10 protein-coding genes are annotated in these 12,795 nt (G+C 73.5%); 1 reads left to right on the top strand and 9 read right to left on the bottom strand.

The genetic code is table 11. From position 1 onward, the window contains the following. Positions 1-6: 6 nt before the first annotated feature. Positions 7-798 carry a tyrosine-protein phosphatase gene (locus OG946_RS34390; protein ID WP_326799846.1) on the top strand — a complete coding sequence of 264 codons (792 nt, stop codon included), beginning with the start codon at positions 7-9 and terminating at the stop codon, positions 796-798. A gap of 5 nt (positions 799-803) precedes the next feature. Here OG946_RS34390 and OG946_RS34385 read toward each other — a convergent pair whose 3' ends face one another. The 9 genes from OG946_RS34385 to hpnC all read right to left on the bottom strand — a co-directional run bounded on the left by OG946_RS34385 (position 804) and on the right by hpnC (position 12,565). Next, positions 804-2,183: an aspartate aminotransferase family protein gene (locus OG946_RS34385; RefSeq protein WP_326799845.1), complete on the bottom strand. Its 1,380-nt coding sequence runs from the start codon at positions 2,181-2,183 to the stop codon at positions 804-806. Beyond that, the gene (dxs, locus tag OG946_RS34380; protein WP_326799844.1) at positions 2,180-4,093 is read right to left on the bottom strand and encodes a 1-deoxy-D-xylulose-5-phosphate synthase; all 1,914 of its coding nucleotides are present in this window, start codon (positions 4,091-4,093) and stop codon (positions 2,180-2,182) included. The genes OG946_RS34385 and dxs overlap by 4 nt, the downstream gene beginning before the upstream one ends. Before the next feature lies 1 nt (position 4,094). Beyond that, entirely contained in the window at positions 4,095-5,147 is a 1,053-nt protein-coding gene (gene hpnH / locus OG946_RS34375) for an adenosyl-hopene transferase HpnH (protein WP_326799843.1), read from the bottom strand. Beyond that, positions 5,147-5,812, bottom strand: a complete 666-nt coding sequence (locus OG946_RS34370; protein ID WP_326799842.1) for a phosphorylase family protein — start codon at positions 5,810-5,812, stop codon at positions 5,147-5,149. The genes hpnH and OG946_RS34370 overlap by 1 nt, the downstream gene beginning before the upstream one ends. Further along, a complete protein-coding gene (shc, locus tag OG946_RS34365) occupies positions 5,812-7,845 on the bottom strand; it encodes a squalene--hopene cyclase (protein WP_326799841.1) in 2,034 nt (677 codons plus the stop codon). The genes OG946_RS34370 and shc overlap by 1 nt, the downstream gene beginning before the upstream one ends. Before the next feature lie 48 nt (positions 7,846-7,893). After that, positions 7,894-8,988 (bottom strand): polyprenyl synthetase family protein, encoded by a 1,095-nt coding sequence (locus OG946_RS34360; RefSeq protein WP_326799840.1) that lies wholly within the window; start codon positions 8,986-8,988, stop codon positions 7,894-7,896. Between the two features lie 23 nt (positions 8,989-9,011). Then, positions 9,012-10,457 (bottom strand): hydroxysqualene dehydroxylase HpnE, encoded by a 1,446-nt coding sequence (gene hpnE / locus OG946_RS34355; RefSeq protein ID WP_326799839.1) that lies wholly within the window; start codon positions 10,455-10,457, stop codon positions 9,012-9,014. A 217-nt stretch (positions 10,458-10,674) separates the two neighbouring features. Continuing rightward, positions 10,675-11,610: a presqualene diphosphate synthase HpnD gene (gene hpnD / locus OG946_RS34350; RefSeq protein ID WP_326799838.1), complete on the bottom strand. Its 936-nt coding sequence runs from the start codon at positions 11,608-11,610 to the stop codon at positions 10,675-10,677. A 7-nt stretch (positions 11,611-11,617) separates the two neighbouring features. Continuing rightward, positions 11,618-12,565: a squalene synthase HpnC gene (gene hpnC / locus OG946_RS34345; RefSeq protein ID WP_442814569.1), complete on the bottom strand. Its 948-nt coding sequence runs from the start codon at positions 12,563-12,565 to the stop codon at positions 11,618-11,620. Positions 12,566-12,795: the final 230 nt, after the last annotated feature.

Raw genomic sequence — 12,795 nt, 5'->3', positions numbered from 1 at the left:
GCCCCGATGACGCAGACGACCGAGCCTGAGCTGACCGGTGTCCGCAACTTCCGCGACGTCGGCGGGCTGCCCACCACCGGCGGCGGCAGGACCCGGCCCGGCCGGCTCTACCGCAGCGGGCACCTGGCCCACGCCACCGCCGAGGACGCCGCCTTCCTCGGCTCGCTCGGCCTGCGTACGGTCTACGACTTCCGCAACGCCGCCGACATCCGCCTCGACGGCCCCGACGTCGACCTGCCGGGCGTACGGAACATCAACGTGCCGCTCAACGACCCCGCGGAGGGCAAGGAGTTCTGGAAGCTCGTCCGCGACGGCGACATACCGACGCTGCGCTCGCTGCTCGGCGACGGCCAGGCGGCGGCGCGCATGGAGGACTCGTACCGGGACATGGTCCTCAACCGCAACGCGGAGCACTCCCGGATCCTCCACTCGCTGGCCGACGACGGCACCCCCGCGCTGCTGCACTGCGCGGCGGGCAAGGACCGCGCCGGGCTGACCATCGCGCTCGCGCTGCTGGCGGTGGGCGTCGAGCGGGAAGCGATCGAGGCGGACTACCTGGAATCCAACGCGCAGCACCGCCGCTACCGGGTCCAGCGCGGCGAGGGCGCGCAGGGCGGCACGTCGCCGGAGGTGATGGAGCTGCTGAGCCCGCTGTTCGACGCCCGGGCGAGCTACCTGGGTGCGGCCTTCGCCACGATCGCCGAGCGCTGGGGCACCGTCGACCGCTACCTCCACGAGGCCCTGCACCTCAGCGACACCACCCGCGACCGCCTGCGCGCCAACCTGCTGACCGCCTGACCCGGTCAGCGCCCGGAGACCGCCTGCTTGGCCAGGGTGCGGCCGAACTCCCAGATCAGCCCGCCGCCCGCGTGCGCCTCGTCCATCACCGACGTGAACGCGTCCAGGAACCGCTGCACCTCCGCCTCCCCGATCACCAGCGGCGGCAGCAGCTTGATGACCTCCTGCCGGTCGCCGGAGACCTGGGTGAGGATGCGGTGGCGCTGCAGCAGCGGCACGACGATCAACTGCGCGAACAGCCCCTTGCGGGCGGCCTGGAGCAGCGTCCAGCGCCCGCGCAGCTTCAGCGACGCCGGCTTGCCGAACTCGATGCCGACCATCAGCCCGCGCCCGCGCACGTCGTGCAGCAGCTCGTACCGGTCGATCAGCCCGGCGAGCTTGGTGCGCAGCAGGTCGCCGGTGTGCCGGGCGTTCTCGACGAGCCGCTCGTCCTCCAGCACGTGCAGGGTGGCGAGCCCCGCGGCCATCGCGGGCGCGTTGGTGCCGAAGCTCGCCGAGTGCACCAGCACGCGGTCCATGGACGAGTAGACCTTCTTGAAGATCCACTCCCGGCCCAGGGTGGCACCCACGGGCACGTACCCGCCGGAGAGCGCCTTCGCCAGGCAGACGAGGTCCGGCTCGACGCCCTCCTCGTGGTCGTACGCGAAGAACTCCCCGGTGCGCCCCATGCCCGTCTGCACCTCGTCCGCGACGAGCAGCCCGCCGTGCTTGTGCAGCAACTCCCGTGCCGCGCGCAGATACCCGGGCGGCGGCGCGTGCACGCCCTTGCCCTGGATCGGCTCGACCACGAGCGCCGCGACGTCCCCGGCGCGCAGCTCCCGCGCCAGCGCGTCCAGGTCGCCCAGCGGGACCGAGGTGTCCGGCAGCAGCGGCGCGAAGCCGTCGCGGAACGCCTCGACGCCGTTGACGGAGAGCGAGCCGGTGGTCAGCCCGTGGAACGCCTGGTCGCAGTAGAGGACGCGCGGCTTGCCGGTCGCGTAGCGGGCGAACTTCAGCGCGGTCTCGACGGCTTCCGTGCCGCTGTTGGAGAAGAACACCCGGCCCAGGTGCGGCGCGTGGCCCAGCAGCTTCTCCGCCAGCAGCCCGGGCAGCGGCTGGCAGTCGAAGCGGGTGAGGTCGGCGAGGTCCAGGTCGAGCACGTCGTGCAGGGCCTTGCGGACCACCGGGTGGTTGCGGCCGAGGCCCATGACCCCGAAGCCGGCGAGGAGGTCGAGGTAGTCCCGGCCCTCCTCGTCGTAGAAGTACGCGCCCTGACCGCGCACGTACGTCTTGTCGAAGCCCAGCGTGTGCAGCATCCGCGGCAGTTGGTGGTTGAGGTACCGGGCGTGCAGGTCGTAGCGCTCTCCCCCGCGCTCGGCCAGCAGCGCCCCGATGTCGAAGCTCATCGGGTGCTTTCTTCCCTCTCCCTGGTACGGGCCGGCTCCCCGGCCCTGGCGGCGGGCACCCCGCCGACGGCGGCGGCGATCCGGGCCGGGGTCAGCCCGGCCTCGGCCAGGACCTCGGCCCGCGTGCCGTGCGGCAGGAACTCCGCCGGCAGGCCGAACGTGCGCAAGGGTACGTCGACTTCGGCGTCCCGCAGCGCCCGCCCGACGGCGGCGCCCACGCCCGAGGCGGCGCAGTTGTCCTCCACCACGGCGACGGTGCGGAACCGGTCGGCCAGCGGCGGCAGGTGCCCGTCGACGGGCTTGACCCAGCGCGGGTCCACGACCGTGCAGCCCAGCCCCCGCGCGGCGAGCAGGTCCGCGGCCTCCAGGCAGACGGACGCCATGGCGCCGACGCCGACGAGGAGCACGTCCTCGCGCTCGTCGCGGCGCAGCACGTCCATGCCGCCGACACGCGCGAGGGCGGGTATGGGCTCGGACACCGTGCCCCGCGGGAAGCGCACGACGGTGGGCGCGTCGTCGACGGCGACGGCCTCGCCCAACTGGGCGCGCAGTTGGTCCGCGTCGCGAGGGGCGGCGATCCGCAGCCCGGGGACGACCTGGAGGATCGACATGTCCCACATGCCGTGGTGCGAGGCGCCGTCGGGACCGGTCACACCGGCCCGGTCGAGCACGAACGTCGCCCCGCAGCGGTGCAGCGCGACGTCCATCAGCACCTGGTCGAACGCCCGGTTCAGGAACGTGGCGTAGACGGCGACGACGGGGTGCAGCCCGCCGGTCGCCAGGCCCGCGGCGGACACCGCGGCGTGCTGCTCGGCGATGCCGACGTCCCACACCCGCTCCGGGTACGCCGCGGCGAACGCGGCCAGCCCGGTCGGGTGGAGCATGGCGGCGGTGATCGCCACCACGTCCTTGCGCTCGGCGCCGATCCGTACCAACTCGTCGGAGAAGACCGAGGTCCACGACGGCGCACTGGGCGGGGCGACCGGCTCGCAGGTGAACGGGTCCATGACGCCGACCGTGTGGAAGTGGTCGGCCTCGTCGTCCAGCGCGGGCTGGTAGCCGCGGCCCTTCTCGGTCAGGCAGTGCACGAGGACCGGCCCGTGGAACCGCTGGGCGCGGCGCAGCGCGGACTCGACGGCGGCGATGTCGTGCCCGTCGACCGGGCCGACGTACTTCAGGCCCAGGTCCTCGAACATGCCCTGCGGCGCGAAGGCGTCCTTGAAGCCCTTCTTCGCGCCGTGCAGCGAGTCGTACAGCGGCTTGCCCACCACCGGGGTGCGGTCGAGCAGTTCCTTGCCCCAGGACAGGAAGCGCTCGTAGCCGTCGGTGGTGCGCAGGGTCGCCAGGTGGTCGGCGAGGCCGCCGATGGTCGGCGAATAGGAGCGCTCGTTGTCGTTGACGACGATGACCAGCGGCCGGTCCCGGGCGGCGGCGATGTTGTTCAGCGCCTCCCAGGCCATGCCGCCGGTCAGCGCGCCGTCGCCGATGACCGCGACGACGTGGTCGTCGGCGCCCCGCACCTCGTTGGCCTTGGCCAGGCCGTCGGCCCAGCCGAGGACCGTGGAGGCGTGGCTGTTCTCGATCACGTCGTGGTCGGACTCGGCCCGCGACGGATAGCCGGACAGGCCGCCCTTGCCGCGCAACCGGGCGAAGTCCCGGCGGCCGGTGAGCAGTTTGTGTACGTACGACTGGTGGCCGGTGTCCCACAGGATGCGGTCGGCCGGCGAGTCGAAGACCCGGTGCAGCGCGAGGGTCAGCTCGACGACGCCGAGGTTCGGCCCGAGGTGGCCGCCGGTGCGGGCGACGGCGTGGACGAGGAACTCGCGGATCTCCCCCGCCAGTTCGTCCAGCCGCTCCGGCGGCAGCGCCTTCAGGTCGCGGGGGCCGCCGATGCTCTCCAGGAGCGGCATCTCATTCCCCTCCCGTTCGCGCTCCCCCTCGGGTGCGGTTGCCGCCGACGGTCTCCCGCGCGGCGCGCAGCGACTCCTTCAGCGACGCGGTGGTGGCGAGGATCGAGGTGGGCTCGTAGCCGCAGTGGGCCATGCAGTTGGCGCACCGGTCGTCCCGGCCGCGGCCGTACTTGTCCCAGTCAGTATCCTCGACCAGCTCCCGGTACGTCGGCACGTACCCGTCGCTCATCAGATAGCAGGGGCGCTGCCAGCCGAAGAGCGAGTAGTTGGGGATGGCCCAGGCCGTGCACGGGAAGTCGACCTTGCCCTCCAGGAAGTCGAGGAACAGCGGGCTGTGGTTGAGCCGCCAGCGCTTGCGGTTGCCGCCGGCGAAGGCCTTCTTGAACAGCTCGCGGGTCTGCTCGACGCCGAGGAAGTGCTCCTGGTCGGGCGCCTTCTCGTAGGCGTACGCGGGCGAGATCATCATCTCGTCCACCTGGAGGTCGTCGTTGAGGAAGTCGAGGACTTCGACGACGGTCTGCGGGGTGTCGGTGTTGAAGAACGTGGAGTTCGTCGTGACCCGGAACCCGCGCCGCTTCGCCTCCTTCATCGCCGCCACGGCCTCGTCGAAGACGCCTTCCTTGGCGACCGACTCGTCGTGCCGCTCGCGCAGCCCGTCGATGTGCACGGCGAAGGCGAAGTAGGGCGAGGGCTCGAACTTGTCGAGCTTCTTGCGCAGCAGCATGGCGTTGGTGCAGAGGAAGACGAACTTCTTGCGGGCCACGAGCTGCCGTACGATCTCGTCGATCTGCGGGTGCATCAGCGGCTCGCCGCCCGCGATCGAGACCATCGGCGCGCCCGACTCCAGCACGGCGCCGACCGCCTGGGCCACCGGCATGCGCTGCTTGAGCACGCCCGCGGGATGCTGGATCTTCCCGCAGCCCTCGCACTTGAGGTTGCAGGCGAAGAGTGGTTCCAGCTCCACGATCAGCGGGAACTTCTCCCGTCGCTTGATCGTCCGCTGCGAGAAGAGATAACCGGCAACCTTGAGCGATTGACGCAGTGGCATGGCCATCAGGTTCGCCTCCTGGGGATCATCACATGACGGTGCCATTCGAAAAATGCAGGAAGAACTGAGCTGAGCACGCGGTACGCGGCGATGCCACCGCGCAGCGTTCCGAAACGGACGAGTTCATGCTCGGGCGCGTCCACGACCACCCGGACGGCGGCCACCGGCCGGGTCCCGGAGGTCGCCGCGGCCGTGCGCAGCGTGGCGGCCGACTCCATGTCGGCGGCGACCGCGCCGCGCTCGCGCAGTGCGGCTCGGCCGGCCGCGCCGCGTACGACGTGGTCGGTGCCGATCAGCAGCCCGGTGTGCACCCGGGCGTCGAGGAGGGCGAGGGCGTCGTGCAGCGACCCGTTGTCCGGGCAGCCGGTGGTCTCGGTGCCCTCGCCGTCGGCCCGTACGGCGTCGGCGACGACGACGTCGCCGGGGCGCATGTCGGGCAGCAGCCCGGCGCAGAAGCCGGCGGCGATCACCGGCGCCTCCCGGTACGGCTCCTCCGCGAGCCGGCGGGCCACGGCCCGCGTGGCCCGCTCGGGACCCATGCCGGTGCGCAGTACATCGACCGGACCCGCGCCGCCCGCCGCGCCCTCGGCGCGGCCGGTGCCCGAGGCCAGCGCCCGGCGCTCGATGCCGAGGGCGCAGACGACGAGCAGTGGCGCGGGTGCGTCGGGCATCAGACCTCCCGGCTGTCACCGGCGGCCGGCGTCAGGCCGGCGGTCGCGGACAGATAGCGGCCGAGCGCGGTGAGCGGGAAGACCATCCGGTACAGGTGGTAGTTGATGGAGAAGTCCCACGGGAAGCCGGTGCCGGTGAACTGCGGCTCGTCCCAGGACCCGTCGGGCAGTTGGGTACGGGCCAGCCAGGCGACGCCGCGCTCGACGGCCGCGCTGTCGTGCTCGCCCGCGGCCAGCAGCGCCAGCAGCGCCCACCCGGTCTGCGAGGCGGTGGAGTCGCCGCGGGCGATCCACTTCGGGTCCGGATACGAGCGCAGGTCCTCGCCCCAGCCGCCGTCCTCGTTCTGCACGCTCTCCAGCCACGAGACGGCCCGCCGGATCGCCGGGTGCGACGTGGGCAGCCCGGCGGCGACCAGCGCGGGCACCGCGGAGCCCGTACCGTACACGTAGTTGACGCCCCAGCGGCCGAACCAGCCGCCGGCCGCCTCCTGCTCGGCGAGCAGCCAGGCGACGCCGCGGCGGGCGTGCGGGTCGTCGCCGAGCTTCTCGCCGGCGAGCATCTCCACGACGTGCGCGGTGACGTCCGCCGACGGCGGGTCGATGACCTCGCCGAAGTCGCAGAACGGCAGCTTGTTGGGGAGCGCCGAGGTGTTGTCCGCGTCGAACGCGCCCCAGGCGCCGTTCTTCGACTGCATGCCCGCCAGCCAGCGCACGGCGCGCTCCACGGCGGCGTCGACGCGCGCCTGGTCGGGGTGGGCGACGCGGCGCAGGGCCAGGACGACCTCCGCGGTGTCGTCGGTGTCGGGGTAGTTGTCGTTGTGGAACTCGAACGCCCAGCCGCCGGGGGTGAGCCCGGGGCGCCGCACCGACCAGTCGCCGGTGGCCAGCACCTGTTCCGCCAGCATCCAGTCGGCGGCCTTGACGAGCTGGGGGTGGTCGGCGGGCACGCCGGCGTCGACGAGCGCGATGGTCGCCAGACAGGTGTCCCAGACCGGGGACTGGCACGCCTCGATCATCCGGACCGGTCCTTCGTCGCGCGTGTCTCCCGTGTCACTCGCGGCGCCGGTGTCCGCCGCGGGCTTCTCCACGGCGTCGGTCCAGACCGCGAAGCGGTCCAGGGACTCGAGCCCGGCCTTCAGCACCGGGTGTTCGAGGTCGTAGCCGAGCAGGTGCAGCGCCATCACCGAGTAGACGGCGGGCGGCTGGATGCCGCCCCAGCAGCCGTCGCTCTCCTGGCGCTCGATGATCCAGCGGGCGCAACTGCGCAGCGCCGCCTTGCGCAGCGGGCGCACGGCGACCTTGCGGTACACGTGCAGCGCCCGGTCCAGCCGCTGGAAGAGGCCGTCCCAGCTCGCCGCCGGCGCCTGCGGCCGGGGCGGGTTGGGCACGGCGGGGTCGGTGTGCAGCTCGTCGAGGGCGAACGGCGCCGGGTGCACCGGGCGCTTGGCGGAGACGACGGTCAGCGGCACGACCGTCTGCCGGGCCCAGCAGCCGAAGTCGTAGATGTTCAGCGGGAACCAGGACGGCAGGTAGATCAGCTCGGGCGGCAGCTCGGGTAGGTCCTCCCAGCGCCACCAGCCGAACAGCGCCAGCCAGATGCGGGTGAAGACGCGGGTGGCGGCGATGCCGCCGTGCGCGCGCACCCAGGCAGCGGCCTGCGCCATGTGCTCCTCGTCGGGCGCGTCGCCGGCGAGCCGCAGCGCGACGTACGCCTCGACGGTCGCGGAGACGTCGCCGGGGCCGCCGTAGAACGTCGCCCAGGCGCCCTCCGCGCCCTGCCGGCCGCGGATGAAGCGGGCGGCGGCACGGGTGGTGTGCTCGTCCCGTACGCCCAGGAACTCGCGGAGCAGCAGATCCTCGGCGTCCATGGTGACGTTGGTCTCCAGGTCGCCCTTCCACCAGCCTTCGACGTCCTGCCGGCCGAGCAGGTTGGCGCTTGCCCGCTCGACGGCCTGCCTCGCGGCCAGTAAGGCAGCCGCCGCCCCTGCGGGGGCAGTGTCGGTTGCGTTGCCGCCATCGGCAGTGGCTTTCATGCACACCCCTTTCGAAGGGACGTCCGGGCCCGGGCCCGGGCGTCGGTGTCAGTGCCGGCGTACGACGACGAAGTCGGCGAGTGCGACGAACCGTTCGCGGATGTCGTCGGGCATCTTCACCCCGTCGAGCGAGGCGAGAGCGCTCTCGTGCTGCCTCTGTGCCTCCTCCTGAGTCCACCGGCGTCCCCCGGCTTCTTCGATCAACGCGGCCCGGGCAGCGAATTCTTCCTCGTCGAAGTCGCTTTTTGCATCGGTATTTCGGCCGTCGGCGCGTTTGGCGTCGGCGGCGAGGGTCTTCGCCAGTTCGGCGGAGGCGGGGCCTCCCGCGGCGAGCGCCGCGCACACCGGCAGGGACTTCTTGCGCTGGCGCAGATCGCTCCAGGTCTGCTTGCCGGTGACGGCGGGCTCGCCCCAGATGCCGAGCACGTCGTCGACGGCCTGGAAGGCCAGGCCCAGATGGAGGCCGAAGCGCTCCAGACCGTTGGCCGCCTCGTCGCCCGCGCCGGCGAGCACGGCGCCGATGGAGCAGGCGCAGGCGAGCAGCGCGCCGGTCTTGTTGCCCTCCATCTCCAGGCACTCGGCGACGCTGACGCTCTCGCGGTGCTCGTACGAGATGTCCTGCGCCTGGCCGTCGATGAGCCTGCGGGTGGCGGTGTTCAGCCGGCGGGCGGCGCGCGCCGCCTCGGGCGTGTCGAGTTCCAGCAGCAGTTCGCAGGCGAGCGCGAAGAGGGCGTCCCCGACGAGGATGGCCTGCGCGGGGCCGTGCACCTTCCACACCGTGTCGCGGTGGCGCCGCTGCTCGTCGCCGTCCATCAGGTCGTCGTGCAGGAGGGAGAAGTTGTGCACCAGCTCCACGGCGACGGCGCCGGGGACGCCGGTCTCCGGGGAGGCGCCGGCGGCCTCGGCGGCGAGCAGCGAGAGGAGGGGGCGTACGGCCTTGCCGCTGTCTCCTTCAGCGGGGTTGCCCTGCGCGTCGATCCAGCCGAAGTGGTAGGCGGCGACGGTGTCCATGGGGGGTACGAGCCGGTCGACGACGGTACGCAGCACGGGGTTGGTCAGCTCCCGGGCATGGTCCAGCAGGGCCAGGACTTCGGCGGCGCCGGGGGTGGCCGCGGTGTCGGTGTCCGGTTCTGGACGGGGCACGTTCTCTCCTCCGATGACGGATCTCAAACTGCTTCCAGCAGGTTCCGCGGCACTTCTCGACCCAGGCCGCCGAGGGTCTCGCGGACCGCGGCGAGGCCGCTGAGAACGGCGCTCTCCATGGTCGCGGGCCAGCCGGTGGCGGTCCACGCGCCCGCGAGTGCGAGGCCGGGCGCGTGGGTCCGGGGACCCGGGCGCAGCCGGCCGACGCCCGGTGCCGGGGCGAAGGTCGCGGTGCGCTCGCGGGTGACGAAGAAGTCGCGTACCTCGGCGCCGCGGGCGTCGGGCAGCAGCTTCGCCAGCTCGGGGAGGTAACGCTCGCGCAGCTCGCCGACGGGCCGCTCGATGTCGTCCTGCGCGGCGGACTGGGAGACCGCCACGTACTGGCAGCCCCGGCCCCCGGGGGTGTCGGCGAGGCCGGAGGTGTCCGTGCGGTCGAAGATCCACTGCACGGGGGTGTTGATCGCGGCGACGAACGGGGAGTGCAGCACCCGCCGGTCGTACACGACATGGAGGTTGAGGATGGGCGCGGTGCCGATCTGCAGCAGCCGGTCCTTGTGGTCGAGCGCGCCGGCCGGCAGCAGCCCGTGCGCCTCGCGCTGCGGTACGGCGAGGACCACGGCGTCGGCGTCGAGCGTCGCGGGGGTGCCCCCCGCGCGTTCGGGTCCGGTGGCGACGTCGACCTGCCAGCCGCCGGCGGGGCCGCGGCGCAGCTCGGTGGCGCGGGTGCGCATCATGATGCGGGTGCCGGAGCGCTCCAGGCGGCGGCGGGCGAGCGTGTCGTGCAGTTCGCCGAGCGGTACCCGGGCCCAGCCGATGTCGGCGGCGCCGCGCTCGGTGAGCAGCCCGGTCTTGAAGACCATCGCCGCCAGCCCGAGGGAGACCTGCGGGGCGAAGGCGTTGAGGGTGGCGACGCCGACCATGTCCCACAGCGCCGTGACGGCGCGCGGCGACTGGCCGTGCTTGTGCAGCCAACTGGCGAAGTCCACGCCGTCCAGGGCGGGGTCCGCGGGGTCGAGCCGGCGCATCGCCAGCGCGGCGCGGCCCACGCTCGCGCGCTCCGCGAGCGACAGGTGCGGGTAGCGCGAGAGGCCGGCGGCGAGGTGCAGCGGCACCGGCAGGTCGGTGCGGCCGAGCGTGCCGGTGCGCGGGCCCACGCCCTTGCGGGCCGGGGTGGCGGCGTCCAGCACGCGCACGTCCAGGCGCTCCTGCAGCGGTGCGAGCCCCGTGCCGCCGACCTGGTCGAGGAACCAGCGGTACGCGGTGCAGCAACGCAGGTAGACGTGCTGGCCGTTGTCGACGGACAACTCGCCGCGGCGGAAGGAGAAGGCGAGTCCGCCCAGGCGCGGCCGGCCTTCGAGGAGCGTGACGTCGACGCCGGAGTCGGCGAGTCCCATCGCGGCGGTCATCCCGGCGAGCCCGCCGCCGACGACCACGGCCCGCGGCCGTCTGTCCGGGCCGGGATCAGCCATCACCGGCCACCTCCCCACCCGTATCGCCACCCACTATGTCTGGCCCGCCGTCCCGCGCCGCACACCTTGGCGGGCCGCGGCGCACAACCCTGCGCCCCATGCGCCGCGGCCCACGCCGAGGGCGCCTCCGGGCGCTCCCGATCCGTCTCGCGCGCCGTGTTTACGGGGCCTTCCCCGCGTACGTCCGGCTGGGCCGCGGGGGCGCCGGACGCGGGGCTCACCGGGACCTCCGGCTCGCCTGCCGGGCGTCGACCCCGGCCAGGCCGCGGACCGCGACGTACGCCTTCTCCCGGCCCGGCAGCGACACCCGCCCGCGCAGCACGGCCTCGGGGTCGGCGGCGATCCGCTCCAGCAGCCGGTGGTAGATCCCGGCCATCGCCGCGACGCAGGCGCCGCTGCGCCGGTCGAGCATGGGCAGCAGCCGGTAGCCGTCGGCGAAGAGCGCGCGGGCGCGGCGCACCTCGAACTGCACCAGCCCGGGGAAGTCCGAGCCGGCCGGCGCGGTGTCGCCGTGGAAGCCCGCGGAGCAGCCGAACTTGGCGAGGTCGACCGCCGGCAGATAGCTGCGGCCCTCGGCGGCGTCCTCGCGCAGGTCCCGCAGGATGTTCGTCAGTTGCAGCGCGAGCCCGAGCGTGTCGGCGTAGCCCGGGGCGCGCTCCGAGTGCCGGGTGCCGGGGACGGTGCCGAACACGCCGAGGGAGAGCCGCCCGATGGCGCCGGCCACGCAGCGGCAGTAGTCCTTCAGGTCCTCCCAGGTCTCGTACTCCTGGCCGCGTACGTCCGCGAGGACGCCGTCGATCAGCTCGTCGAGCCCGCCGAGGGGGATCGGGAACCGGCGTGCGGCGTGGGCGAGGGCCACGGCGACGGGGTCGGTGTCGTCCTCGGCGACCTGGCCGGCCCGGATGCGGTCGAGCTGGCCGCGGGTGTCCTCCAGCCGGGCGCGCTTGGCCTCGGGTGGCAGCTCGCCGTCGCCGATGTCGTCCACGCGGCGCGAGAACGCGTACAGCGCGGACATCGCCAGCCGCTTGTCGTACGGCAGCAGTCTGATGCCGTACGCGAAGTTCCGGGCCTGCTGGCCGGTGACGGCCTCGCAGTACCGGTACGCGGTGAGCACCTGTGCGGATGCGTAGGCCGCGCGCGACGGTGTCGTCACGGTGCGGTCACCCCTCTCGTCGCAGGGTCGACCCCACCTCGCGCAGCAGCCTGCGCCGGGTGGGCTTCGGGGGTCCGGGGAGCACGTCGTGACCGGCGGCGGCGACGGCGGCGAGGGCCGCGCGCCCGCCGGCCACGAAGCCGGCGAGCAGCAGCCGCAGCCGGCCGCGCACGCTGGCGACGAGGGGCGCGCCCTCATCGAGGAGCCGCGCGGCGCGGTCGGCTTCGTACCCGAGCAGGGCGCGCACCGGCTCGCCGGCGCGGGGTCTGGCGAGGTCCGCCTCGGTGACGCCGAAGCGGCGCATGTCCTCCGCCGGGAGGTAGATGCGGTCCCGGCCGAGGTCCTCGGCCACGTCCTGGATGTGCTCGACGATCTGCAGAGCGGTGCAGATCGCGTCCGAGCGCCGGATGCGCTCGGGACTCTCGGTACCGGTCACGGCGAGGACGAGCCGGCCGACCGGGTTGGCGGACAGCTCGCAGTAGCCCTCCAGCTCGGCGTACGTCTCGTAGCGCCGCACCTTCTGGTCCTGCCGGTTGGCCTGGAGCAGGCCGTGGAACGGCTGCGGGGACAGCCGGTGGCGGCGGACCGTGGGCCGCAGCCTGCGCAGCAGGGGGTGGCCGGGCGTGGCCCCGGGGGTGAAGACCCGCTCCAGGTCGGCCTCCAGCGCGTCGAGGAGCGCGAGCGTGTCGTCGGCCTCGTCGGGGCCGAGGCCGAGGGCGGCGGCGTCGGCGCCGCCGGGGGCGAGGTCGCCGTCCCCGATGTCGTCGACCAGCCGGGCGTAGCCGTAGAGCGCCATGAGGTCCGCGCGCCAGGCACGGGGCAGGAAGAACGGGGCCACGGGGAAGTTCTCGTCGGCGGCCTGGCCGAGTACGGCGCGCGACGGAGCGTCGTCCGCCGGGGTCACCGGCGACTGCCCTGGGCTGCCGCCCCCGGGGAGCAGACGGCGGGCGCGCATTCGAGCTGGGGTTTCGTCTTCGCCATAGCCGTCACGCCTCCCGTTCTACACCGCGTACCCAGATGTGCCCATTCCGGACACGCCGCCGCCGGCGTCGTGACCCCGAGCAGGTCCGGGGCGACCCCCAAGCTCCCTTATCGCCCACATGCCGCCAAACAGCACCGGTCCAGCGTACGCCGTACAGGACGAAGACGCGGCATGCGGTGGTCACCTCAATCCGCGCGCGCCGG

Source organism: Streptomyces sp. NBC_01808, from assembly GCF_035917395.1.
GTDB lineage: Bacteria > Actinomycetota > Actinomycetes > Streptomycetales > Streptomycetaceae > Streptomyces.
Note: the sequence above shows the minus strand (reverse complement) of the source record. Positions and strands in the feature narration are given on the sequence as shown.